Origin of the sequence: Streptomyces sp. NPDC050738, assembly GCF_040654175.1 — a bacterium.
In the GTDB taxonomy this organism is placed as follows: domain Bacteria; phylum Actinomycetota; class Actinomycetes; order Streptomycetales; family Streptomycetaceae; genus Streptomyces.
The window spans coordinates 77,369-102,642 of the sequence record NZ_JBFAHN010000009.1; the positions used below are offsets into that span (position 1 = coordinate 77,369).

The window sequence follows — 25,274 nt, forward strand, 5'->3', positions numbered from 1 at the left end:
GATGCCGCGCCGGTGAGGGCGCGGGCCGTGCCGGTGCCCGATCCGCACGCGTGGGCGCACCACACGGCGGAGCCGCCGCAGTGGATCGTCGACGTACGTCCCGATCCGCCTGCTGCGGTACGGAGCGCGACGCTCTGGTCCGTCCTGGCCACCGCGGTGCTCAGCGCGCTGCTGCTCGGCGAGGGGGTCGGCCCGAATCTGCTGATCGTGGCGGTGCCCGCGGCGCTCGGCGCGTACTTCGCCGCCAGGGCCGCCGGGCGGAGGCTGCGCCCCTGGACCGTGCTCTGGGCACTCGGGGGACCCGCGCTGCTGGTGATCCCCGCGCTGCGCGACGCGGGCTGGCCGATCTTCCTGGCCGTCGTCTCCGCGATCGCCCTCGGCTCGCTCGCACTGCACGGCAGCCGCTCCTGGCCGGGGGTGCTGTTCGCGCCGCTCGGGCTTCTCGGGTCGATCGGGACAGGGTTCGGCTGGGCGTGGAGCGGGGTGCGCGAGCGGTCGGGCGGCACGCGGGAGCGCTGGGGGCCCGTGGTGCGCACCGTGCTGGTGGCGGCCGTGCTGCTGCTCGTCTTCGGGGCACTGTTCGCCGGCGCGGACGCGGCCTTCGCCGATCTCCTCGGCGGTCTGGTCCCCGACGTCTCGATCGCGGACGGTCCCTGGCGCACCCTGCTCTTCCTGGTCGGCCTCGTCGGGGCGCTCGCCGCCGCGCGCACGGCCGCCGCGCCGCTGCGCTGGGACCGGATGAAGGTACGGCCCGGCCGCGCACGCGGGCGCGCCGAGTGGGCCGTACCGCTGATCGTGCTCGATCTGCTCTTCGCGGCCTTCATCGCCGTCCAGCTCGCCGTGCTCTTCGGCGGGTACGACAAGGTGCTGAAGGAGACGGGGCTGACCTACGCCGCGTACGCGCGCCAGGGTTTCTGGCAGCTCCTCTGGGCCACTCTCCTCACCCTCGCGGTCATCGCACTCGCCCTGCGCTGGGCCCCGCGCGACCGCGCTCTGGTGCGGTCCGTGCTCGGCACCCTGTGCGTGCTGACGCTGGTCGTGGTGGCCTCGGCGCTGCGCAGGATGGACCTGTACGTCGATGCGTACGGCCTGACCAGGCTCAGGATCTCGGTCGCGGCGATGGAGCTGTGGCTCGGGCTGGTGATCGTGCTGATCATGGCCGCCGGGGTGTGGGGCGTGCGGTGGCTGCCGCGCGCTGTGGCCGCCAGTGGCGCGCTGGCGGTGCTGGTGTTCGGGCTGGTGTCGCCCGACGGCCTGGTCGCCGAGCAGAACGTCCGGCGGTACCAGGACACCGGGAAGATCGACATCAACTACTTCCAGGACCTGTCGGCCGACGCGGTGCCCGCGCTCGACACCCTCCCCGAGCCGGAGCGCTCCTGCGCGCTGGCGGGCATCGCCGATCGGCTGGGCTTCGACGGCAGGGGCGGGACCGACAAGCCCTGGTACGCGACCAGCCTTGCCGAGTCCAGGGCCCGGGACGTGCTGCGCGGGCGGCCCGTCGATGTCGACCGGGCGGCCTGCGAGCGGCTGGGGCTGGAAGCGGACGGCGTGGGGCGCGTCGGTCTCGGCGCGTACTGACCGCGCACCCCACGGCACTCAGACCGCACTCAGACCGCGCCACCTCCGCCGGCCGCTGCCGTACCGCTGAGCGCTTCCAGGTCGCTCTTGCGTACGCGGATGACGAAAATGGCGACCAGAATCGCGACCGAGACCAGACCGACCCCGGCCCAGAAGGCCGTCGAGATCCCCTCGGCGAGCACCGTGTGGCCCCAACTGCCAGGCAGCTGGTGGGTCTTGGCGAGCTGCGCCTTCTCCTGCGGTGTGGACTTGGCGAGGAAGTCCGGCATCTGCCGGGTCGCCTCGTTGCGGCTGGCCGTGCCGAACACGGTGACCAGGATGGAGAGTCCCAGCGAACCGCCCACCATCTGCATGGCGTTGAGCAGGCTGGAGGCCGCACCCGACTCGTGCTGGGCGACGCCCGAGACGGCGGTCAGTGTCGCCGTAACGAAGATCATGCCCATGCCGAAGCCGAAGCAGAGCATCGGGCCGAGGAGCCCGCCGAGGTACGAACTGCCCTGGTCGACCTGGGTCAGCCACAGCATTCCGAGCCCGGAGAAGGACGTACCGGCGATCAGGAAGGGCTTCGGGCCGAGGACGGGGAGCAGCTTCGTGGCGAGACCGGCTCCGGTCATCACCAGGGCGGTCACGGGCAGGAACGCGACACCCGACTTGATCGCCGAATAGCCGAGAACGTTCTGCACGAACAGCACGATGAAATAGAACATTCCGAACATGGTGGCGGCGAGCCCCATCATGATCGCGTACGTGCCGGCGCGGTTGCGGTCGGCGAACATCCGCAGGGGCGTGATCGGGTCGGACGCCCGGCGCTCGATGAAGATGAAGCTCGGCAGGAGGATGATCGCCGCGGCGAAGGCTCCGAGGGTGAGGCCGTCCGTCCAGCCCGCATCGGATGCGCGGATGAATCCGTAGACCAGCGAGGCGACTCCGAGTGTCGACGTGAGTGCGCCGGGGAGGTCGAACTTGCCTCGGTGGCGCTCGGATTCATTGATGAACATCGGGGCGAGCAGGGCGATCGCGATGCCGATGGGCAGGTTGACGTAGAAGACCCAGCGCCAGGACAGCCACTGGACGAGCACACCGCCGGCCAGCAGGCCGATCGCCGAACCGCCTGCGGAGACACCGGCGAAGATGCCGAACGCGCGGTTGCGCTCGGGGCCTTCGGGGAACGTCGTGGTGATCAGGGCCAGCGCGGTGGGTGAGGCGATGGCGCCGCCGACGCCCTGGAGCGCCCGGGCCAGGAGTATCTGCCACGGCTCCTGGGCTATGCCGCAGATCAGCGAGGCGAAGGTGAAGAGCAGGACGCCGAAGACGAAGACGCGCCTGCGGCCGAGGATGTCGCCCGCACGGCCGCCGAGCAGCAGCAGCCCGCCGAAGGTGAGGGTGTAGGCGTTGACGACCCAGGAGAGTTGGGTCGTGGTGAAGTCCAGTGCACCCTGGATGTGCGGGAGCGCGATATTCACAATCGTGGTGTCGAGGACCACCATGAGTTGCAGGGCGGCGATGACGGCGAGAGCGATTCCCGGCTTGCCGGGCCTGCGTGCCGCACCCGCCTTCTGTGGAGCAGTCAACTGAGAGGTTGTCACTATGGGTCCCCCACAAGAGAGTTAGTGAACGCAGCCGTTCACTGTGACGTCAACGGTAGAGAGTCCCCGCCAGTGAACGCAAGCGTTCACTAAAGTCCTGTCCCCGATGGAGAGTTGAAGATGGTTACTTCGCGCTGGTCCGCCGTCCCCGCGGCGCATCAGGTCTCGCTGCGCCGCCGGGGGCCCGTGCTGGAACGGGCCATCCTCGAAGCGGCACTCGAGCAGCTGAGCACGGTCGGCTGGAGCGGCCTCACGATGGAGGGGGTCGCGGCCGTAGCGCAGACCGGAAAGGCCGCGGTCTACCGCCGGTGGCCGTCCAAGGAGGACCTGGTCGCCGACGCCCTCCAGGCCGCACTGCCCGACCTCGACGAGGCGGACGACTTCGGGAGCATTCGCGAGGATCTCTATCAGCTGTGCCGGCGGCTCCGGGACGCGATGTTCTCCAGGCCCGGATTTGCGCTGCGCGCCGTCCTTCACGAGTGCGACAACGTGACAGCGGTGCGCTTCCAGGAGGTGATCCTGCAGCATGTGATCGAGCCGTCCACCCGGCTCTTCAAGGACGTCGTGTACCGCGGGATCGAGCGGGGAGACGTACGCCCCGAGGCGACCGGGGATCTGATCTTCGACGTGATCCCGGGGCTGATGATGTACCGCTCCAAGGTGTGCGCGAGCGAATGGGAGGACGGTGACATCGCCCGGATGATCGACCAGGTGATGGTGCCGCTGCTGGTCCGGCACCCGCGCTGAGGACCCGGGGGTGTCGCGGGCGCCGTCAGGCGGCGTACCCTGTCTGGCGCCATGCCGTACGAACCACCCACACACGCCGTCGAGCGCTCGCTGCGCGCGACCACCGGCGCCAGGACCGTCGCAGGTGTCGACGAGGTCGGGCGCGGAGCCTGGGCCGGACCCGTCACCGTCTGCGCCGCCGTCACCGGCCTGCGCCGGCCGCCCGCCGGTCTCACCGACTCCAAGCTGCTCAGCCCCAAACGCCGGACCGAACTGGCCCCGGAGCTCGAAGGCTGGGTCACTTCGCACGCCCTGGGGCACTCCTCTCCGGAGGAGATCGACGATCTGGGGATGACCGCTGCGCTGCGGCTCGCCGCCGTACGCGCGCTGGAGGCGCTGCCGGTGCGTCCGGACGCCGTGATCCTCGACGGGAAGCACGACTACCTCGGGCTGCCCTGGCATGTCCGTACGGTGATCAAGGGCGACCAGTCCTGCATCGCGGTCGCGGCCGCCTCCGTCATCGCCAAGGTCCGCAGGGACGCGATGATGGCCGAGCTCGAGGCGGAATCCGAGGAGTGCGCGGGCTTCGGCTTCGCCGCCAACGCGGGCTACCCCTCGCCCGTGCACCAGGCCGCGCTGGCGGAGCGGGGGCCCACCGCTCACCACCGGATGTCCTGGTCCTATCTGGACGCGCTGCCCCAGTGGCGCCACCTGAAGAAGATCCGTCCGTCGGCGGAGGCCGTCGCGCTGGAAAGCGGGGGCCAACTCGGCTTCGACTTCTGAACTTTCGGTGGATCGGCGGGGAACTTTTCCGTATCGATCGCACTGATGTACCTACCCGCCGATGTGTTCCGCACCGGCATTTGATAGACATCCATCCATGCCTCTCAGCTCCGAGGAGCCTCAGATTCACGTGAGTGCCCAGGGTCCCCGCGTCGCTCCGGCCGCCGGCCGCCCGACACCGACCCCTCGTCCCGTACCCGGTCCGCGTTCCGCTCGTCCCGGGCCTCCGCCCGCCAGGCCTGCCGAGCGCACGGAGAGTCGCTCCGTGCCGCAGATCCAGTTGATTCCCGCGCCGCTGGACGGTGCGCTCGACGCCGCGGAGGAAGCAGTCGACATGCTGCTCGACTCCGGCCGGGCGCCGGGCGACGTCCTGGTGCTGACCACCGGTGAGCAGCACCCGTGGGCGGCGCACGAGCTGTCCTTCGGCGATGCCGCCTACTGGGCCCAGCACGATGCCCGCGACGACGTGTTCTACGCGGACGCCGCTGTCGCGGAGCGTGCCGCGACCCGGCCCGTGGTGATCGTCGCGGTCAACGGCGGCACCGACGACGCCACGGTGCGGGCGCTGCCCGCGGCGATGGCGCGCGCAGGGGCGCTGCTGATCGTGTGCGGCGACCCCCAGCGGGTCAACGCCGTGCTCGGCGCCGGAGTCTGAGCACCGCACCACACGCTCGTACGCCCGGCTCTTCCTCCTGCGGGGGAGGGGCCGGGCGGTGCGGTCAGCGCGCTGCCACGCGCCGCAGTGCCGTCGCCGCACCCGAACGCAGCGGTGCCGCCCCGGAGTCGGCCGCGGCGTCCGCGAGATCGGCGGGCCTGGACAGCGAGTTGGGACGGCGGCCGCCGCGTCCCTCGCCCAGCACCTGCCAGCCGCCCCGCGTCAGCGTGATGTACGCGCCGCAGCGCAGCCCGTGCAGGGTGCAGGCGTCCCGCAGTCCCCACATCCAGGCTCCGTCCTCCTCGGTCCACCGCTCGTCGCCTTCGCGGCAGTAGAGCAGGACGGCCGTACGCACAGGAGTGCGGCGGCGGAGGTCGTGCGGGATGACCCGGCGCAGGTGGGCCAGGAGGGCGTTGCGGAACTCCCAGCCGTCGGCGGGGGCGGAACGGCGGGGGAACGAGGCGCTGGCCGTGAGCCGTTCCTCGTGATCGAGCACGGCGACGACAGCGGTCGCCGGCGACGGCCGGTGGCGGGAATGCAGGCCGCTGACGACCTCACGGGGATTGCGCAGCAGAGGGATTCCCGCCGCGGACCACTCGGAGGGTTCGAGCAGCCTGCCCAGGCGGTTGACGGAGTCGGCGGCGGACAAAGACGTCGAGGAAGTGGTCGGTGCGGCGGTCGGAACGAATCCGAAGGTCACGGTCCTCCCTTCGCGTACGCGCCCGCGGTGGGATGCGGGCAGGGTCGGGTGAGGGCGCACCGCGGCACAGCCCTTGCGGACCACACGCGAGCCGTGCGGGGAGCGTGCCCAATTCTTCCTGGCGTACGGGCAGGCGGCAACGAGCAATTGGCGATGCTGACTGGAATCTGTAGGTATCGCACTCATATCCCTGCCCAGACGTACCCCGGGCGACGCCTGCGGTCGTGTCGGCGAGTTCGCGTGATGTCAGTGCCGTGAGGTTGCATGGGGTCATGAGCGACGTGGAATTGCGTGCCGAGGCAGATGCTGTGCTGGCCCGTCTGGTGGGGGGCGCGGACGGTGCGGCGCGGCTCCGTGAGGATCAGTGGCAGGCGATCGAGGCCCTGGTGGTGGGGCACCGGCGCGCGCTGGTCGTGCAGCGTACGGGCTGGGGGAAGTCGGCGGTCTACTTCGTCGCCACCTCCCTGCTGCGGCAGCGGGGCGCAGGTCCGACGGTGATCATTTCGCCGCTGCTGGCACTGATGCGCAACCAGGTCGAGTCGGCCGCGCGGGCGGGGATCGCCGCGCGGACCATCAACTCGGCGAACCCGGAGGAGTGGGACGCGGTCAGGGCGGAGGTCGCCGCGGGGACCGTGGACGTCCTGCTGGTGAGTCCCGAGCGGCTGAACTCGCCCGATTTCCGTGACACCGTGCTGCCCCAGCTGGCGGCGACGGCAGGTCTGCTGGTGGTCGACGAGGCGCACTGCATCTCCGACTGGGGGCACGACTTCCGTCCCGACTACCGGCGGCTGCGCACGATGCTGGCCGAGCTGCCCGCGGGTGTGCCGGTGCTGGCCACGACCGCGACCGCGAACGCACGGGTGACCGCGGACGTGGCGGAACAGCTGGGCACCGGAGGCGGCGAGGCGCTCGTTCTGCGGGGACCGCTGGACCGGGAGAGCCTGCGGCTCGGCGTGCTGCAACTGCCGGACGCGGCGCACCGGCTGGCCTGGCTGGGGGAGCGGCTGGGGGATCTGCAGGGCTCGGGGATCATCTACACCCTGACGGTGGCGGCCGCCGAGGAGGTCGCGGCGTACCTGCGGCAGCGGGGCTATCCGGTCGCCTCGTACACGGGCAAGACGGAGAACGCGGACCGGCTGCAGGCGGAGGAGGATCTGCTGGCGAACCGCGTGAAGGCGCTGGTGGCGACCTCGGCGCTGGGCATGGGATTCGACAAGCCGGACCTGGGGTTCGTGGTGCACATGGGCTCGCCCTCGTCGCCGATCGCGTACTACCAGCAGGTGGGCCGTGCGGGGCGTGGTGTGGACCACGCGGATGTGCTGCTGCTGCCCGGCAGGGAGGACGAGGCGATCTGGGCGTACTTCGCCTCGGTGGGCTTCCCGCCCGAGGAGCAGGTACGGCGCACGCTGGCGGCCCTCGAAAGCGCGGGGCGCGCTCTGTCGCTGCCCGCACTGGAGCCCTTGGTGGATCTTCGGCGCTCGCGTCTCGAATCGATGCTCAAGGTCCTGGACGTGGACGGGGCGGTCAAGCGCGTGAAGGGCGGCTGGACCGCCACCGGGCAGCCGTGGACCTACGACGCGGAGCGGTACGCCTGGGTGGCGCGCCAGCGGCAGGCCGAGCAGCAGGCCATGCGGGACTACGTGTCGACCACGGGATGCCGGATGGAGTTCCTGCAGCGCCAGCTCGACGACGAGAAGGCGGCCCCCTGCGGTCGCTGCGACACCTGCGCCGGGCCCTGGCTCGATCCCGCTGTCTCCTCCGGCGCCCTCGCGGGGGCGGCCGGCGAGCTGGACAGGCCTGGGGTCGAGATCGACCCGCGGCGCATGTGGCCCACCGGGATGGCGGCGGTCGGCGTCGATCTCAAGGGGCGCATTCCCGTAGGCCAACAGGGGTCTGTGGGGCGGGCGCTGGGCAGGCTGTCCGACATCGGCTGGGGCAACAGGCTGCGCCCGCTGGTCTCGGAGCAGGCCGTGGACGGTCCGGCTCCTGACGATGTGCTGAACGCCGTGGTGACGGTGGTGGCGGACTGGGCCCGATCGCCGGGCGGCTGGGCTACCGGGGCGTCCGACGCGATGGCGCGGCCGGTCGGCATCGTCGCGATGCCTTCGCGTACCCGGCCACAGCTGGTCTCCTCGCTGGCCACCGGGCTGGCCCGGGTCGGCAGGCTCCCGCTCCTCGGCACCCTTGCCTACGCTCCGGAGGCCGAGGCGTATGCGGTCCACCGCAGCAACTCCGCCCAGCGCCTGCGGTCCTTGGCCGCCTCCTTCACCGTGCCCGACGAACTCGCCGCCGCGCTGGCCGCCACCCCGGGACCTGTCCTGCTGGTCGACGACTACACCGAGTCCGGCTGGACCCTGGCGGTCGGCGCCCGCCTCCTGCGCCAGGCCGGCGCCGAGAAGGTGCTCCCTCTCGTGCTCGCCCAGGCCGGGTAGCAGGGGCCGGGCAGCAGGGGGCGGGCGCCCTGGTTCACTTCGGGCAGTACTCCGCCGTCACGACGGCCTGGCCGTCCCCCGCCCAGTCGCCGTTGAGGTTGAAGGCGAGCGAGTGCTTGCCGTCCGGTGTGGTCACGGCCTGGGTCACCGACCCCTGGATCCCTCCGCCGTGACCCCAGACCGAACCGCCGCAGGGCAGGTCCGTCCTCATCAGCCCCAGTCCGTAGGCGGAGAACGGGGCGCCCGCGACCGGGATCGCGGTCTTCATCTCCTTGAGCTGGGCGGCAGGCAGCAACCGGCCGCCCAGCAGGGCCGCGTAGAAGCGGTTCAGGTCGTCGGAGCTGGAGATCATCGCGCCCGCCGCGCCCGCCTCCGAGGGATTGAGCTCGGTGACGTCATAGGTCGGGCCCTCCGGCTTCGGCTGCAGGGAGAGTTTGGAGTACGCGCGGGAACTGGGCACCGGCAGCGAGGTGCCGGTGCGGGGGACGGACGTGGCGTACAGGCCGAGCGGTGTGATGACGCGCCGCACGATCTCGTCCTCGTACGGGCGGCCCGCGACCTTCTCGACGACCATGCCGGCCAGGACGTAGTCGGTGTTGGAATAGCTCCAGCCCGTGCCCGGCGCGAAGAGCGGCTGATAGCGCATGGCGATACCCACCAACTGTGCGGGCGTGTAGGTGTCGTAGCGGTGCTCCAGGAACTTCTCCGTGAAGCCGTTCGCCAGGAAATCGGGGTCGGAGGTGTAACTGAAGACCCCGCTGGTGTGGTTGAGCAGCTGCCGCACCGTGATCTTCCGGCCGTCGTTGCCATTGCCCTGCACCACACCGGGCAGCCACCTGTCGAGCGTGTCGTCGAGGCTGAGCTTTCCCTCGGCCTCCATCTGGAGGAGCACGGTCGCCACGAAGGTCTTGGTCGTGCTGCCGATCCGGTAGCGGTCGAACGCCGAACGCGGCTGCCCCGTCTTCAGGTTCCCGACGCCCGAGGCGCCCGCCCAGATCGAGTACGTGTCCTTGACCTGCCCGGCGACCCCGGGCACCCCGTTCTTGACCGCGGCGTCCATCGCCGCCTGGGTCTGCCGGTGCCCCGGGTCGTCTGCGGCTGCCGCGGGTGAGGTGAACGATGCGGCGGCCAAGGCCGCCACTGCCGCCAGACCCGCCGCACACGCTCGTACGGTGCGCACTGTCATCTGCTGCCCCTCTCGGTTCTGTTCCGGAACCCCGGAAGCTAGGCCAGCCGACCCGGCCACCGCTTCATCGCGCACGACAACGTCAGGGGACGGGACTCATCCGGGGCCACCAACCAGGGGCCCGAAACCCGACTCGTGGCCCCCGACGAACACAGCCCTCCTGTCTTGTCGGTGACGACGAAGCTGTGGCCGTCCCGGCTGCCCTACCTTCCGGACATCACCGGATCGATGCCTCGGAGGCGGGAGTTCGCATGTTGACGTTGGACGAACACACGGTGCAGACATGAACGGCGCAGTGAGACGTGCGGGCAAGGGCCTTCCGCTGGTGGCCGCCGCCACCCTCGTGGTCAGTGGCTGCGGTGGTTCGTCCGGCTCAGGAACGGCGGGCGGCGGGAGCCAGAAGCTGGCCGACGGCAGGACGTTCGCCATGGCCTACGGATCCGACCCGGGCAGCCTGGACCCGGCGCGCACCGTGATGTCGATCGCCATCGGCATCAACCGCTACCTCTACGACCCGCTGATCCACCTCGACAGCAAGGGCGGGCCCGTCGCCGGCCTCGCGCAGAAGTGGCAGTCGACCAACACGACGGCCACCTTCACGCTGCGCCCCGGCATCACCTGCGCGGACGGTTCGCCGCTGACCGCGAGCGATGTCGCCGAGAACATCAACTACGTGGGCGACCCGAAGAACACCTCACCCCTCACGGGCCTGCTGGTCATGCCCGGCACCACGGCGAAGGCCGACGACACACAGCGCACCGTCACCCTCACCAGCGGAGCCCCCGATGCGTTCCTGCTGCGCAACGCGGGCTCCGTACCCATCGTCTGCCGCAAGGGCCTGGACGACCGTACATCCCTGGCCAAGGGCGGCAACGGGACCGGCATGTTCACCATGACCGAGGCCGTCGCGGGCGACCACTACACCCTCACCCGGCGCAAGAACTACGCGTGGGGCCCGGGGGGCTTCGACAACGGGCAGAAGGGGCTCCCGGACAAGGTGACCGTACGGGTGATCCCGAACGAGACCACCGCGGCCAACCTGTTGCTGTCCGACGGGCTCAACGCCGCCCCGGTGCTCGGACCCGAGAAGCAGCGGCTGACCGCGAAGAATCTGTTCCACGCCGACACCCAGGCCCCGGTGGGCGAGTTGTTCTTCAACCAGAGCGCCGGCCGCCCCGGATCCGACGAGAAGGTGCGCCACGCGCTGGTGCAGGCACTGAACCTGTCCGACCTCGGCAAGGTGATCACCGGCGGCACCGGAAAGCCGTCGAAGGGCATGATCACCCTCGACCCCGCGGTGTGCTCCGGTGACCCGGTGACCGGCAACCTCCCCGCGTTCGATCTGGCAGCGGCGAAAGCCGAGTTGGACGCGGCCGGATGGGCGCCCGGAGCCGGCGGCGTACGGTCGAAGGGCGGCAAGAAGCTGAAGCTGACCGTGCTGCACGCCACCCAGCTCGGCCCCACCATGGCCGCGGGCGCCGAACTGGTCCAGAAGGCGTGGAAGAGCCTCGGAGCCGAGGCCACCCTCAAGCCGGTGGACAGCCCGGCCCTGAACAGCGTGCTGTTCGGCTCCGGGGACTGGGACGTCTCGATGGGTCCGGTCGGGCTCACGGCTCCCAACCAGCTCGTTCCCCTCATGTCGGGACCGAAGCCGCCGAAGGGCGTCAACTTCGCCGGGGTGGACAACGCCGCCTACACGTCCCTCGTGCAGCAGGCCTCGTCCAAGGTCGGCACCAGCGGCTGCCCGCAGTGGCTGCGGGCCGAGTCGGCGCTGATCAAGCAGGTCGACGCGGTGCCGTACTACAACTCCACCGTCCCCCTCTTCGGCCGGGGAGCCCGCTTCCAGGTGAACCAGGGCTCGATCATCCCGTCCACGATCCGCATGTACGCCGGATAGGGGCCCGCATCCATGACGACCGCGGTGCTCGAAGCGCCGGTCGCGCAGCCGGGGGCACCCGCCCCCGGCTGGCGGACCAACCGGTGGCTGCTGTTCGGACTCCGGCGCTCCGCACGCCTGTTGGTGTCGCTGTGGGCGCTGGTCTCCGCAGCCTTCCTCATGATCCACCTCATACCCGGCGACCCCGCGCGCGCCGCCCTGGGCATGACGGCCTCGCCCGAGATGGTCGCCGCGCGCCGGGCGGCGATGGGGCTCGACGACCCGCTCTGGCAGCAGTACGCCGGCTTCCTGGGCGGTGTCTGCAAGGGTGACTTCGGCACCTCGACCGTCAGCGGCCTGCCCGTCGCGCAGACCATCGGTGACCGGCTGCCCGCGACCCTGCAGCTCGCTCTGCTCGCGTTCTGCGCGGCGCTGGTGGTGGCGGTCCCGGTAGGTGTCCTGATGGCGGCGCTGACCAGGGGCGGGCGCCGGCGCGGCGGGGAGCTCGCCTTCACCTCGGCGAGCGTGCTGCTCGCCGTGATCCCCGAGTTCCTGCTCGCCGTCGTACTGGCCTACGTGTTCGCGGTGCGCCTCGGCTGGTTCCCGGTCGCGGGGCGCTCGGGCCCCGGGTCGTACGTCCTGCCCGTACTGGCGCTGGCGACCGGGCCCGCGTCGGTCCTCGCGCGGCTGTGCCGGGTGGAGATGCTGTCCGTGCTCGGCGCCGACTACGTCCGTACGGCACGCGCCAAGCGGCTGCCCGCCCGGCTCGTGTACCTGCGCCACGCGCTGCCCAACGCCCTGACCGCGACGCTCACCGTCGGCGGGCTGCTGCTCTCCGCGCTGGTCGCGGGCACGGTGCTGGTGGAGAACGTCTTCGCCTGGCCCGGCCTCGGCTCGACCATCGTCCAGTCGATCCTGCAGAAGGACTATCCCGTGGTGCAAGGCGTCGTACTGGTCTACGGCTTCGGCGTACTGGCCGTGAACCTGCTGGTCGATGCGGCGCTGGCCCTGCTCGACCCGCGTTCCACGATCAGGGAGGACTGATGTCCGCACGTCGCTCGTCCTCCAGGTGGGCGGCCGTCGCCCGCACCCCCGTCGGTGCCTGCGCCGGGCTGCTGCTGCTCGCCGTGGTGCTCCTGGCGGTCCTCGCTCCTCTCCTGTGGGGCGACCGGGCGTCCGTGGTCGACACCGACGCGATCCAGCAAGCCCCCTCCCACGCCCACCTGTTGGGGACGGACAGCCTGGGCCGGGACATCTTCTACCGGGTGCTCGTCGCCACCCGGCTCTCCCTCCTCCTCGCGGTGACCGCCACCCTGATCGGTGTGACCCTGGGCATCGTCCTGGGCGCCGCGCCCTCGGTGCTGCCGCGCCGGGCAGGGCGCCTGGTGACGTCCCTGGTGAACATCGCCGTGGCCTTTCCCGGTCTGCTGCTCGCCCTGTTCTTCGCGGTGATCTTCGGGGTGGGCACGACCGGCGCGGTCCTGGCGATCGGGCTCGCGATGGCGCCGGCCTTCGCACGGCTGGCCCAGACCCTGGCCGCCGGTGTCGCGGGCAAGGACTTCGTGGCCGCGGCCCGGGTCGCGGGGGTCGGGCGGATGCGTCTTCTCGTACGCCACATCCTGCCCAACATCGGCGAACCCCTCGCCGTGAACGCCGCGATCGGCGCGGGCAGCGCGCTGCTGGCCTTCGCCGGGCTCTCCTTCCTGGGCCTGGGAGTTCAGGCACCGGATTACGACTGGGGGCGGCTCCTCGGCGAGGGGCTCGACCGGATCAGCCTCACCCCCGCGCCCGCGATGGCGCCCTGCGTGGCGGTGATCGTCACCGGTCTGGCGTTCAACCTTCTCGGCGAGTCCGCTGCCGCGGTCCTCGGCGTACGCACCCTGTCGCCCAGGATTGGACCGCGCCGCCCGCCGCCCCCGTCGGAGCCCGAGGTCATGGCGGACGCACAGCCGGCGGGCGATCCTGTGCTGGCCGTGGAGAACCTGAGGGTCTCCTTCCCGGGGCCTTCGGGCTGGACCACACCGGTGCGCGGGGTGAGTTTCTCCGTACAGCCGGGTGAGGCGGTCGGTGTGGTCGGAGAGTCGGGATCCGGCAAGAGCCTGACCGCGCTGGCGGTGTCGCTGCTCGTCGAGCCACCGGCCCATGTCACCGCCGATCGGCTGGAGTTCGCGGGCACGCGGCTGCTGGAGACGCCGGAGCGTGAGCTGCGCGGGCTCCTCGGCACCTCCCTCTCCCTGGTCTTCCAGGACCCGATGAGCTCGTTCAACCCGGTCAGAAGCGTCGGACGGCAGCTCGCCGAAGTCGCCGAACAGCACCAGCAGTTGACGCGGCGCGCGGCCTTCGCGCGGGCCGTGGACCGGCTGCGTGCGGTACGGGTGCCCGCGCCGCAGCTGCGGGCCCGGCAGTATCCGTACGAGTTCTCCGGCGGCATGCGACAGCGCGCGATGATCGGCATGGGGCTCATGGGCGACCCCCGGCTGATCATCGCCGACGAGCCGACCACCGCGCTGGACGCCGCCGTGCAGTGGCAGGTGCTGCAACTCCTCGCCGAGGTGAGGGCGGCACGGGACACCGCCATTCTGCTGATCAGCCATGACGTCGGCGTGGTCGCCCGTACCTGCGACCGGATCCTGGTCATGTACGCGGGACGGATCGTCGAGGACCTCCCCGCCGCCGGTCTGCACACCGCCGCCAGGCACCCGTACACGCGGGCCCTGCTGGCCGCGGTACCGGATCTGGACACCGACCGCAGCCGCCCCCTGGCCGTCATCCCCGGCCGGCCGCCGGAGCCCGAACGGATGCCTGTGGGCTGCGCGTTCGCACCCCGCTGCCCACGGGCGGACGACCACTGCCGCCGTACGGATCCGGGGCTCGTCGCGGAGCGGGACGGGCACCGGGTGGCCTGCTGGCACCCCGTCCAGGAACAGGAAGGGGCCGAACCGGTCAGGGAGTCCACCACGGGAGGCACCGCATGAGCGACCTGGTCTTCGACGCGGTGAGCGTCCACTACGGCCACCGCCGCCACGGGCTCACCGCCGTGGACGGCGCGAGCCTGACCGTGCCGTCCGGTCAAGTCGTCGGCCTGGTGGGGGAGTCGGGCTCGGGCAAGTCGACCCTGGCCCGCTCCGCCGTCGGGCTCGCCCCGGTCAGTGCGGGACGCGTCCTGCTGGACGGGACCGACGTACGGCGGCTGCGCGGGCGCCACCGCCCGCTGCAGATGGTCTTCCAGGACCCGTACTCCTCACTGGATCCGCGGATGAGCATCGGCGACTCCATCGCCGAGGCGATGCCGCGCGAAGCCGGACGCGGTGCGGACCGGCGGCGCTCCGAGATCGCGCGCCTCCTGGAACAGGTCCAACTGGACCCGGACCGCGCTCAGATGCTGCCCGGGCAGCTCTCCGGCGGACAGCGTCAGCGGGTCGCACTGGCCCGGGCTCTGGCGGGCCGGCCGCAGGTCGTCATCGCCGACGAGATCACCTCGGCCCTCGACGTCTCGGTCCAGGGCGCCGTCCTCAATCTGCTCCGTGACGTGCAGCGGCAGCTGAATCTGTCGATGCTCTTCATCTCGCACAACCTGGCCGTGGTGCGTTACCTCAGCGACCATGTCGCCGTGATGTACCTCGGCAGGATCGTCGAGGCGGGCCCGACCGAGGAGGTGCTCGGCGACCCCCGCCATCCCTACACCCGCGAGCTGCTCGCCTCACTGCCCGGCCACGACTCGGCACCGCTGAACGGCACAGGCCCGCCCGAAGCCGCGGACACCGACCCGCACCACCCGCCGTCCGGCTGCCGCTACCACCCGCGCTGCCCCGTCGGCCCGCTGGTCCACGCCGACCGCACCGTCTGCCGCACCCGGGATCCGGCCGAAGGCGCCGCATCGCGACCGCACCTGGCCGCATGCCACTTCGCCGCCACCGATGACCTCCCGTACCCGACCCTTCTGCGAGGAGACCGCACACCGTGACCCGACGCCTGGGCATCGACGACCTGTACGCCATCGAGCTGCCGGAGCAGCCTGCCCTCTCCCCGGACGGCACGCGCATCGTGTACGTACTGCGGACCGCCGACCGCGAACACGACCGGGACGACCGGGCGTTGTGGACGGTACGCACCGACGGGGGAACGGCGCGGCGGCTCACCCGCGGCCCTGCGGACGCGGCCCCCGCCTGGTCGCCGGACGGCCGGTGGATCGCGTTCCTGCGGGGCGGCGACGGTCCGGCGCAGCTGTGGCTGCTGCCCGCCGAAGGCGGCGAGCCCGAGCCGGTGACGGACCTCGCGCTCGGCGCGGGGGCGCCGGTGTGGAGCCCGGACGGCACCGTGATCGCGTTCACGGCGCCGGTCGACGGGCGGGACGCAGGAGAAGGTGCGGAGGGCGCACCGCCACCGGTCGTGACGGGCCGGCTGGGATACAAGGCCGACGGCTCCGGTCTGCTGGATGCCGTACGCAACCAGGTGCACGTCGTCGGCCTCGACAGCCGCGGCGTCCGGCAGATCACGTACGGCGACCGGCACGCCGGCGCCCCCGCCTGGTCGCCCGACGGGCGCAGCCTCGCCTTCCCGGCGGCGCACGGCGCCGACTCCGACCTGACGCTGCGCTCCGCCGCGTACGTCGTGGAAGCCGCGACGCCCGGCGCCGAGCCGACGCAGATCGGCGCCGAGGACTGCGTGGCGTACGCCGTCGGCTGGGCGGCCGACGGCGCGGCTCTGCTGGTCGTGGGGCGCAGGGACACCGCGACGGGCCACGCGAGCCTGCTGCACGTGCCGCTCGACGGCGGCACACCCCGCGACCTCACCGCCGCGCTCGACCGCAATGTGATGCCCGGCGGCGCCGGCTATCCGGGCGCGCTGCCGCAGACCGTGGCCGACGGGCGCAGCGTGCTCTTCTGCGTACGCGACCGTGGCTGCACCCACCTGTACGCGACGGACCGCGACGGCGGCGCACCCCGTCCGCTGGTCGGCGGCGAGGGCCGGGTGGTCTCCGGGGTGTCGGCCGCCGGCTCCACCGCCGCGCTCGTCCTGGCGACCTCCACCTCGTACGGCGAGATCGCGACGGTCGACCTGGAAACGGGCCGCGAGCAGGTGCACACCACACACGGGGCAGGCCTGTCCGAGGTCGAGCTGTTCGCCCCGCAGGAAAGGGAGTTCACCGTCTCCGACGGCACCACCGTGCACGGCTGGCTGCTGCGCGACCCGGCTCGCGGCACGGGACCCGCGCCCCTCCTCCTCGACATCCACGGCGGCCCGCACAACGCCTGGAACGGCGCGGCCGACCCCGTCCACCTCTACCACCAGTCGCTGGTCGTCCGCGGCTGGTCGGTGCTGCTGCTCAACCCGCGCGGCAGCGACGGCTACGGCGAGGAGTTCTTCACCGCGGGTCTCGGCGCATGGGGCGCCGCCGACGCGCGGGACTTCCTCGAGCCCGTCGACGCGCTGGTCGCCGAAGGCACCGCCGATCCGCAGCGCCTCGCCGTGGTCGGCTACAGCTACGGCGGCTTTATGACCTGCTATCTGACCAGCCGCGACAACCGGTTCGCCGCCGCGGTCGCCGGAGGCGTGGTCAGCGATCTGACGAGCATGGGCGGCACGTCCGACGAGGGCCACCCCCTGTCCGTCATGGAACTGGGCGGACCGCCCTGGCAGGACCGGGCGCTGTACGCCGAACTCTCCCCGTACTCCCAGGTGGAGAACGTCCGCACCCCCACGCTCGTCCTGCACGGCGCCGCCGACGAACGCTGCCCGGTCGGACAGGCCGAACAGTGGTTCACCGCACTGCGCGAGCGCGGCGTGCCCACCCGCCTGGTGCTCTACCCGGGAGGCTCGCACCTCTTCCTCCTCGACGGAGCGCCCTCGCACCGCGCCGACCTCTCCCGCCGCATCGTCGACTGGGTCGAGCGCTACGCGGGACCGCCCGGACGCCAGGCCCGCCCGAAGCTGGACCTCGCGCACTGGCAGCGCCGGCTGACCGAGCTGGCGTCCCGCCACCGCGTCCCCGGCGCGGTCCTGGGCATCGCGCGCGGCGACGAACTCGCCCTGGCCGCCCACGGGGTGCTCAACAAGGACACCGGCGTCGGGACGACCGAGGACTCCCTTTTCCAGATCGGTTCGATCACCAAGGTGTGGACCGCGACCCTGGTCATGCAGCTGGTCGACGAAGGGCTGCTCGACCTCGACGCCCCGCTCGCCGAGGTGATTCCGGAGCTCTGGCTCGCCGACCCGCAGACCGCCCACAAGGTCACCATGCGGCATCTGCTCACCCACACCAGCGGCATCGACGGCGACATCTTCACCGACACGGGCCGGGGCGACGACTGTCTTGAGCGGTACGCGGACCTGCTCGGCGACGCCGCTCAGAATCACCCGCTGGGCGCGACGTTCTCGTACTGCAACTCGGGGTATGTGCTGGCCGGCCGGGTCATCGAGAAGCTCACCGGCATGAGCTGGGACAGCGCGCTGCGCGAGCGGCTGTGTACGCCCCTGGGGCTGACCCGCACCGTCACGCTGCCGGAGGAGGCGCTGCGCTTCCGCGCCGCCATGGGTCACACCGCCGCGGGGGACGAGGACCCGCTGCCGGCTCCGGTCTGGGGCCTGCCCCGGTCCGCAGGGCCCGCGGGGCTGATCACCGCGACGGCCGCGGACGTACTGGCGTTCGCCCGTATGCACCTGGCGGGAGGCGCCACCGCCGACGGAACCCGCGTGCTGTCGGAGGCGGCCGCACGCGCGATGACCGAGAAGCAGGTCGGGCTGCCGGACGTCCACACCCTCGGGGACTCCTGGGGGCTCGGCTGGATCCGCTTCGGCTTCGGCGGCCACCGGCTGATCGGGCACGACGGCAACACTCTCGGCCAGTCGGCGTTCCTGCGCCTGCTGCCCGAACAGGACCTCGCGATCACCCTGCTCACCAACGGGGGCGGCGCCCACGACCTGTATCTGGAACTGTTCCGCGAACTGTTCGCCGAGCTCGCCGGAATCGACATGCCCCGGCCGATCGAGCCCCCGGCCGAGCCGGTCGAGGTCGACGCAAGCCGCCACCTCGGGTGTTACGAACGGGCCGGCGCGCGCATCGACATCCTCGACGGCGCCCAGGGTCTGCGGCTGCGGCAGACGGTGACCGGGCCGCTCGCCGCCATGGTGCCGGAGCCCGTCCAGGAGGTCGCCCTGGTCCCCGTGACGGACGAACTCTTCGTGGTCCGCCCTCCCGGCAGCCGGGCATGGACGGCCGTGACCTTCTACAGCCTGCCGACCGGTGAGAAATATGTGCACTACGGCGTCCGCGCGACCCCGAAGGTGTCCTGACGTGGAATCACAGCACGACGCCCGCGCCCACCGGGACGCGCACGGAGTCGAACGGTTTCAGGCCCGGCTGCCCGCCATGCTCGGCGACATCGAGCGCCTGGTCGTCACCGAGTCGCCCTCGGCCGACCTTGCCGCCGTGGCGCACAGCGCGGGGGTGGTCGCCGCCCTGGGCAGGGCCCACCTCGGCGCCGATCCCGAACTGATCGTCCTGGACGGCCGCACCCACCTCCGCTGGCGTCTGGGCAGCGGGCCGCGACGGGTGCTGCTGCTCGCCCACCACGACACGGTGTGGCCCCTGGGGACACTGGCCGCCCACCCGTTCGAGGTGAGGGAGGGCGTGCTCCGCGGGCCCGGCTGCTTCGACATGAAGACGGGCCTGGTGATGGCGTTCCACGCGCTCGCCGTACTCGCCGCACCCGACCGGACGGACGGGGTGACGCTGCTGGTGACCGGCGACGAGGAGCTCGGTTCACCGTCCTCCCGCGAGCTGATCGAGACGGAGGCGCGCGGCTGTGCCGCCGCCCTCGTACTGGAGGCGTCCGCGGACGGCGGGGCGCTGAAGACCGAACGTAAAGGCGTCTCCCGGTACGAGGTGACGGTGCACGGCCGGGCGGCACACGCCGGCCTCGAACCGGAACGCGGGGTGAACGCCACCGTGGAGACCGCACATCAGATCCTCGCGGTCGCCGGCCTCGCCGACGCCGCAGCCGGCACCACGGTCGTCCCCACCGTGCTCGCCGCCGGGACCACCACCAACACGGTCCCCGCACAGGGGCGGTTCGCCGTGGACGTGCGGGTGCGCGACGCCGCCGAGCAGGACCGGGTGGACACGGCCGTACGAGCACTGCGGCCCGTCCTGGAGGGTGCGGCAGTGGAGGTGACCGGCGGCCCCAACCGCCCGCCCCTGCAGCGCACTTCATCGGCTCTGCTCTACCGCCGGGCGCAGCACCGCGCGACAGGGCTCGGCATCGGTCCGCTGTCCGCGGCCGCGGTGGGAGGGGCGTCGGACGGCAACTTCACCGCGGGCATCGGCACCCCCACGCTCGACGGACTCGGCGCGGTGGGAGGCGGCGCTCACGCCGACCACGAGCACGTGCTGACCGCCGAAATCCCGCGCCGCACCGCGCTGTTGGCGGCTCTGATCCACGATCTGACGGAAGGGAGCAACCGATGACCGACACCCCGGCCGTGAGCGCTCCGGCTCCGGACACCGGCCGCCTCCTGGGCGACGACGCGGCCGCCGCTGCCGAGGCGGCGGCCCGCGCGGCCGGCTGCCGTATCCGGCCGATCAGCGCACTGGCCGACCTGGAGGCCGTCAGCCGGCTCTTCGAGGGCATCTGGAAACCCGACGGCGAGAACAGCCTGGTCACCACCGAACTGCTGCGCGCCATGGACAAGGCCGGCAACTACGTCGCGGCCGCCTTCGACGGCGACGGCGACGGCGACGGCAGCGGGGAGGAGGGTGAACTCGTCGGCGCCTGCATCGGGTTCTTCGGCCCGCCGCCGCACGGCGCCCTGCACAGCCACATCGCCGGCGTGTCGGCCCGGATGCGCGGCCGCAGCGTGGGCTTCGCGCTCAAGGCGCACCAGCGCTCCTGGGCGCTGCGACGCGGCGCGCACCAGGTGTCGTGGACGTTCGATCCGCTGGTCAGGCGCAACGCCTACTTCAACATCGGCAAGCTGGCGGCCGTACCCGTCGAATACCTGCCCAACTTCTACGGCCGGATGAACGACGGCATCAACGGTGCGGACGACACCGACCGGCTGCTCGTCGACTGGCAGCTGGCCGCATCCGAGACCGTCGCCGCCTGCCACGGCCGCCACCGCTCCGCCGACGCCGCCGCTGCGCGCGCGGCAGGAGCCGTCGTCGCCCTGGACACCGCGGCCGACGGCCGGCCGGTCCTCGGCCGCGGCGAAGGACCGCAGGCGCTGGTCGCCGTACCCGCGGACATCGAACAGCTCCGCCACACCGATCCGGCAGCCGCGGCGGCCTGGCGCTCCGCGCTGCGGGAGGCGCTCGGCGGCCTGCTCGGCGACGGGTGGCGGGTCACCGGATTCGACCGCGACGGCTGGTACATCCTGACGAGAAAGGACACGCAGTGAAGCTCACCGGAGTCGAACTCCGCCAGATCAGACTGCCGTTGGTGGCACCCTTCCGTACCTCCTTCGCCACCCAGACCGAGCGCACGGCCCTGCTGCTGCGGGCGGTGGGCACCGAATCCGAGGGCTGGGGCGAATGCGTGGCGATGGCCGAACCGCGCTACTCCTCGGAGTACGTCGCCTCCTGCGCCGACGTCCTGAGCCGCCATCTCATCCCCGAACTGGCCCGGTACGAAAGCCTCGACGCGACCACCGTCGCCCCGGCCCTCGAACCGTTCCGGGGTCACCGGATGGCCAAGGCCGCACTGGAGATGGCCGTACTCGATGCCGAACTGCGCGCCAGTGGCGTGCCGTTGGCCCGCGAGCTGGGCGCCGTGCGCGACCGGGTGCCCTGCGGGGTGTCCGTGGGGATCATGGACTCCGTGCCGGAGCTCCTGGAGGCGGTGGCCGGCTATCTCGACGACGGGTATGTCCGGATCAAGCTGAAGATCGAGCCGGGCTGGGACATCGAGCCCGTACGGGCCGTACGCCAACACTTCGGCGACGACCTGCTGCTCCAGGTCGACGCCAATGCCGCCTACACCCTCGCCGACGCACGGCACCTGGCCGGACTCGACCCGTTCGGACTGCTCCTGATCGAGCAGCCGCTCGAAGAGGAGGACATCCTCGGCCACGCCCAACTGGCCAAGCTCATCAGCACACCGGTCTGTCTCGACGAGTCGATCACCTCCGCCCGCGCCGCCGCGGCCGCGATCACCCTGGGCGCGTGCAGCATCGTGAACATCAAGCCCGGCCGGGTCGGCGGCTATCTGGAAGCCCGCCGCATCCACGACGTCTGCGTCGCCCACGGCGTCCCCGTGTGGTGCGGCGGCATGCTGGAGACAGGCATCGGCCGCGCCGCGAATCTCGCGCTCGCCGCGCTCCCGGGCTTCACCCTGCCCGGCGACACCTCCGCCTCGGACCGCTTCTACCGCACCGACATCACCGACCCGTTCGTCCTCTCCGACGGACATCTGCCGGTCCCCACCGGGCCCGGCCTCGGCATCGAGCCCCTTCCCGAGGTCCTCGACGAGTTCACCGTCACCACGGAATGGATCGCGCTGTGACCCACCCCTTGTCGCGACCGACGAATCCTGCGCACAATCCCGTCGAAGCCGATGAACAACGGCTGTGACCACCGCTCCTGGGACCGGGAGCCTGCTGCCGGGGGGCCTTGTGGGCATGAACGACACGCCGCGGGCCAGCATGGCCCGGGTGCTGGACGACCTCGGCACCACGCTGCTCGACCTGGTCTGCGGTGATCCGGACCGGGCCGATGCGATCGGTGGTGTGGTCATCCACGACGTACTGGACGAGCCGGCACTGCCCCGCCAGGCGCTGGTGCTCGGCGTCGGCGTACACGGGGCGGCCGAGACCGCCCGGCTGCTCACGGAGCTCGGTGCGGACGGTGCGGCGGCGCTGGTGGTACGCGCCCCCGCGCCGTCCGATCCCGCGGTCGCCGCGGCGGCCGAGCGCTCCGGGGTCGCGCTGCTCGCTCTGACCCGCGGTGCGTCCTGGGCCCAACTGGCCGCACTGCTGCGCTCGTTGCTCGCGGAGGGCGATGTCGGGGAAGCGGGTCCGCAGACGCTGGGCGGCACCCCGTCCGGCGATCTGTTCGCGCTGGCCAATGCGGTGGCCGCGCTGCTGGACGCCCCGGTCACCATCGAGGACCGCAGCTCCCGGGTCCTCGCGTTCTCCGGCCGCCAGGACGAGGCGGACCCCTCGCGGGTGGAGACCATCCTCGGCAGGCAGGTGCCCGAACGCTTCACCCGCCTGCTGGAGGACCACGGAGTCTTCCGGGCGCTGTACCGCAACGACAAGCCGGTCTACTTCGCGCCCGCCGAAACCGAGGGTCTGCACGTCCCCCGCGCCGCCATCGCGGTACGCGCGGGGGATGAGATCCTCGGCTCCATCTGGGCCGCGGTCCACGGCCCGCTCAGCGCCCAGCGCACCCAGGCGCTGCACGACGCGGCCAAGCTGGTGGCCCTGCACATGCTGCGGCTGCGCGCCGGCGCCGACGTCGAGCGCAGACTCCGCGCCGATCTGGTCTCCACCGCTCTGGAAGGCGGTCCGGGAGCCGCCGAGGCGCTGGGCCGCCTCGGCCTGGCCGACCACACCGGCGTCGTTCTCGCGCTGGCCGCGCCCGACCCGCCCGCGCTGCCCGACTCGACCGACCTGCACGCGCAGCGCACCGCCGAACGCCAGCGTCTGTCCGACGCGTTCGCCATGCACCTCACCGCGGTCCACCCCCGGGCGGCCACGGCCCTGATCGGCGACGTCGCGTACGGCATCCTCCCCGTGGGCCACCACCAGGCCGACGCGGAGGCCCGCGCGGCCCGGGTCGGATCCGACTTCCTCACCCGCGTGGGCGACCGGCTGCACCCGCTGATCGGCGTCGGTCCCGTGGCGGAGAACGGCACCGGTCTGGCCCGCTCCCGCGACGGCGCCGACCGGGCCCTGCGTGTCCTGCGCACCAACGGCGGACCCCGCAGGCTCGCCCGCATGGCCGACGTCCACATCGAGGCACTGCTGCTGGACCTCGCCGACCTCAGCGCCGAACGCGGCCAGCCCCCGACAGGACCGCTGGCCAGGCTGCTCGCGTACGACAGCCGGCACGACGCCCATCTGGTCGACACGCTCCGCGCCTGGCTGAACGCCTTCGGCGACGTCCCCGCGGCGGCCGAGGCGATGTACGTCCACCAGAACACCTTCCGCTATCGGCTGCGCCGCGTCACCGAGGTCGCCGAGACCGATCTCACCGACCCCGACGCCCGCTTCGCGCTCATGCTCCAACTGCGCCTGCTCCGCCGCCCCGAGAGTGCGCCGGGGTGACGCCGGGATGACGCCGGGGTGAAGCGACGGGCCTGTGGACAGAGTTATCCACAGGGGTCGCGGACCTGATCCGCGCAGGGCACCTTCGTGGCTATGAACAAGCACCATGAATCGACCGGTCCTTCGTCCGCCCAGGAGCAGATCACCTTGCGCGGGCCTGCCGAACTGGCGGACTCGCTGCCCTATTTGCTGGGGTTCACGCCGACCGACTCCATCGTGATGATCGCTCTGCACGGCCGCAGGGGACGGTTCGGCGGCCGCCTCAGGCTCGGTATTCCGCGCTCGCCGGAGGAATGGCCGGGCGTCGCCGAGGAGCTCGCCGACTGCCTGGTGACCGGAAGCGAAAGGCGCGGGGACAAACCGGAAGGCATCGTCGTCTTCCTCTGCCAGGACCCGGGCCCCGGCGAGACGGCCGGCCAGGTGCTGGAGCGGCTCCGCCCGCTCGCCCAGAGGCTGCGGACGGCCTGTGGCTCCCTCGACGTCCCGGTCCATGAAGCGCTCTGCATCTCCGACGGCCGCTTCTGGTCGTACTGCTGCCCGGACACGCGCTGCTGCCCGCCCGAGGGGAACGCGCTGGCCATGCCGGGGACGTCGGTGATGGCGGCGGCAGCCGCGTATGCCGGAATCCAAGTGCGCGGATCCCTGCGGGACATGGAGGCCAGGCTGCTGCCCAGGACCGTCGGCACCGAGCAGCAGGAGCGGGCGCTGGATCTGGCCGCGGCGGCACTGGTGCCCAGGATCCTGGACGGAGCCGACGGTGGCGCACTGGTCGGCGAGGAGACGCTCGCACTGGCCCGCGGGCTGATGCGGCGGATCGCCGGGGCGCCGCTTCAGGCGGACCGGGGCGAGTCCGGCACCGACGGCGGGGACGACGCGCTCATCGAGGACAGCGAGGCCGCGGCCCTCGTCCTCGGCCTCCAGGACCGTACGACCCGCGACCGGGCGGCGGAGTGGATGGAGGGGCCCGAAGCCGAGCCCGCTCTGCGGCTGTGGCGTGCGGTGTCCCGTCGGTGCGTCGGCCCGTACGTCGACCACGCGGCAGCGCCGCTCACCCTCGCCGGGTGGGTCGCCTGGTCGACCGGTGACGAACCCGGAGCGCGCGTGGCCCTGGGGCGTGCTCTGCGGCTCGACCCGGAGTACCACTTCGCCCAGCTGCTGCACCAGGCCTGCAATGAGGGGCTCGACCCGGAGGCGTTGCGCGCCTGCCTGCGCAAGGAGCGCGGGAGCCGGGAGGCGGACGGGGAAACCGTACGCGCCGAGAGCAGGCGCAGGCCCCCGCAGTCGCCTGCCACCCGGCAGGACGGCCCTTCCGGCGCGGTGCGCCCGGGAGTTGGTGGACCGCGCGGACGGACCCGCAGGCGCAACGGACAGCGCGGGACGAGGAGCGGGCGTTGAGGGCGTACGGAGAAGCGGCCGTGACCCGCCCGCCCGCGGCGCCGTTCACCTGAGTGGCGCAGGGCAGCGGCTCTCGCCGCGGTATCCGCCGCA

18 protein-coding genes are annotated in these 25,274 nt (G+C 72.2%); 15 read left to right on the forward strand and 3 right to left on the reverse strand.

Annotation, left to right across the window (positions count from 1 at the left end):
* The first annotated feature begins 33 nt into the window (after positions 1 to 33).
* Positions 34 to 1,578 carry a DUF4173 domain-containing protein gene (locus tag AB0H78_RS23335; RefSeq protein WP_363236659.1) on the forward strand — a complete coding sequence of 515 codons (1,545 nt, stop codon included), beginning with the start codon at positions 34 to 36 and terminating at the stop codon, positions 1,576 to 1,578.
* A gap of 29 nt (positions 1,579 to 1,607) precedes the next feature.
* On the opposite strand, the gene AB0H78_RS23340 is transcribed toward AB0H78_RS23335, so the two are convergent.
* Positions 1,608 to 3,164 (reverse strand): MFS transporter, encoded by a 1,557-nt coding sequence (locus AB0H78_RS23340; protein WP_363236457.1) that lies wholly within the window; start codon positions 3,162 to 3,164, stop codon positions 1,608 to 1,610.
* 120 nt (positions 3,165 to 3,284) lie between these two features.
* Between AB0H78_RS23340 and AB0H78_RS23345 the strand changes: the two genes are divergently transcribed.
* The 3 genes from AB0H78_RS23345 (at position 3,285) to AB0H78_RS23355 (ending at position 5,328) form a co-directional block, all read left to right on the forward strand.
* Positions 3,285 to 3,911 carry a TetR/AcrR family transcriptional regulator gene (locus AB0H78_RS23345; RefSeq protein WP_363236458.1) on the forward strand — a complete coding sequence of 209 codons (627 nt, stop codon included), beginning with the start codon at positions 3,285 to 3,287 and terminating at the stop codon, positions 3,909 to 3,911.
* 51 nt (positions 3,912 to 3,962) lie between these two features.
* Entirely contained in the window at positions 3,963 to 4,673 is a 711-nt protein-coding gene (locus AB0H78_RS23350; protein WP_363236459.1) for a ribonuclease HII, read from the forward strand.
* Between the two features lie 97 nt (positions 4,674 to 4,770).
* Positions 4,771 to 5,328, forward strand: coding sequence for a hypothetical protein (locus tag AB0H78_RS23355; RefSeq protein WP_363236460.1), 558 nt, complete (start codon positions 4,771 to 4,773; stop codon positions 5,326 to 5,328).
* 64 nt (positions 5,329 to 5,392) lie between these two features.
* Here AB0H78_RS23355 and AB0H78_RS23360 read toward each other — a convergent pair whose 3' ends face one another.
* Complete coding sequence (locus tag AB0H78_RS23360; protein ID WP_363236461.1) at positions 5,393 to 6,028, reverse strand: hypothetical protein; 636 nt, start codon at positions 6,026 to 6,028, stop codon at positions 5,393 to 5,395.
* 272 nt (positions 6,029 to 6,300) lie between these two features.
* On the opposite strand from AB0H78_RS23360, the gene AB0H78_RS23365 reads away from it, so the two are divergent.
* Positions 6,301 to 8,460 carry a DEAD/DEAH box helicase gene (locus AB0H78_RS23365; RefSeq protein ID WP_363236462.1) on the forward strand — a complete coding sequence of 720 codons (2,160 nt, stop codon included), beginning with the start codon at positions 6,301 to 6,303 and terminating at the stop codon, positions 8,458 to 8,460.
* Positions 8,461 to 8,494: 34 nt separating this feature from the next.
* Here the strand turns inward: AB0H78_RS23365 and AB0H78_RS23370 are convergent, their stop codons facing one another.
* Positions 8,495 to 9,646 carry a serine hydrolase domain-containing protein gene (locus AB0H78_RS23370; protein ID WP_363236463.1) on the reverse strand — a complete coding sequence of 384 codons (1,152 nt, stop codon included), beginning with the start codon at positions 9,644 to 9,646 and terminating at the stop codon, positions 8,495 to 8,497.
* A gap of 283 nt (positions 9,647 to 9,929) precedes the next feature.
* Here AB0H78_RS23370 and AB0H78_RS23375 point away from each other — a divergent pair, with 283 nt between their 5' ends.
* From AB0H78_RS23375 to AB0H78_RS23420, 10 genes are all read left to right on the forward strand, one after another.
* Positions 9,930 to 11,543, forward strand: coding sequence for an ABC transporter substrate-binding protein (locus tag AB0H78_RS23375; protein WP_363236464.1), 1,614 nt, complete (start codon positions 9,930 to 9,932; stop codon positions 11,541 to 11,543).
* Positions 11,544 to 11,555: 12 nt separating this feature from the next.
* Positions 11,556 to 12,566: an ABC transporter permease gene (locus tag AB0H78_RS23380; protein ID WP_363236465.1), complete on the forward strand. Its 1,011-nt coding sequence runs from the start codon at positions 11,556 to 11,558 to the stop codon at positions 12,564 to 12,566.
* Positions 12,566 to 14,497 carry a dipeptide/oligopeptide/nickel ABC transporter permease/ATP-binding protein gene (locus AB0H78_RS23385; protein ID WP_363236466.1) on the forward strand — a complete coding sequence of 644 codons (1,932 nt, stop codon included), beginning with the start codon at positions 12,566 to 12,568 and terminating at the stop codon, positions 14,495 to 14,497. Before AB0H78_RS23380 ends, AB0H78_RS23385 begins: the two co-directional genes overlap by 1 nt.
* Positions 14,494 to 15,486: an ABC transporter ATP-binding protein gene (locus AB0H78_RS23390; RefSeq protein WP_363236467.1), complete on the forward strand. Its 993-nt coding sequence runs from the start codon at positions 14,494 to 14,496 to the stop codon at positions 15,484 to 15,486. Before AB0H78_RS23385 ends, AB0H78_RS23390 begins: the two co-directional genes overlap by 4 nt.
* Positions 15,483 to 18,815: a serine hydrolase gene (locus AB0H78_RS23395; RefSeq protein WP_363236468.1), complete on the forward strand. Its 3,333-nt coding sequence runs from the start codon at positions 15,483 to 15,485 to the stop codon at positions 18,813 to 18,815. Before AB0H78_RS23390 ends, AB0H78_RS23395 begins: the two co-directional genes overlap by 4 nt.
* Positions 18,816 to 18,891: 76 nt before the next feature.
* Positions 18,892 to 19,989: a M20 family metallopeptidase gene (locus tag AB0H78_RS23400; RefSeq protein ID WP_363236660.1), complete on the forward strand. Its 1,098-nt coding sequence runs from the start codon at positions 18,892 to 18,894 to the stop codon at positions 19,987 to 19,989.
* Complete coding sequence (locus AB0H78_RS23405; protein ID WP_363236469.1) at positions 19,986 to 20,918, forward strand: GNAT family N-acetyltransferase; 933 nt, start codon at positions 19,986 to 19,988, stop codon at positions 20,916 to 20,918. The genes AB0H78_RS23400 and AB0H78_RS23405 overlap by 4 nt, the downstream gene beginning before the upstream one ends.
* Positions 20,915 to 22,021: an o-succinylbenzoate synthase gene (gene menC / locus AB0H78_RS23410; protein WP_363236470.1), complete on the forward strand. Its 1,107-nt coding sequence runs from the start codon at positions 20,915 to 20,917 to the stop codon at positions 22,019 to 22,021. Before AB0H78_RS23405 ends, menC begins: the two co-directional genes overlap by 4 nt.
* 115 nt (positions 22,022 to 22,136) lie before the next feature.
* Positions 22,137 to 23,786, forward strand: a complete 1,650-nt coding sequence (locus AB0H78_RS23415) for a helix-turn-helix domain-containing protein (RefSeq protein ID WP_363236471.1) — start codon at positions 22,137 to 22,139, stop codon at positions 23,784 to 23,786.
* 93 nt (positions 23,787 to 23,879) lie between these two features.
* Positions 23,880 to 25,181 carry a DUF4192 domain-containing protein gene (locus tag AB0H78_RS23420; RefSeq protein WP_363236472.1) on the forward strand — a complete coding sequence of 434 codons (1,302 nt, stop codon included), beginning with the start codon at positions 23,880 to 23,882 and terminating at the stop codon, positions 25,179 to 25,181.
* Positions 25,182 to 25,274: the final 93 nt, after the last annotated feature.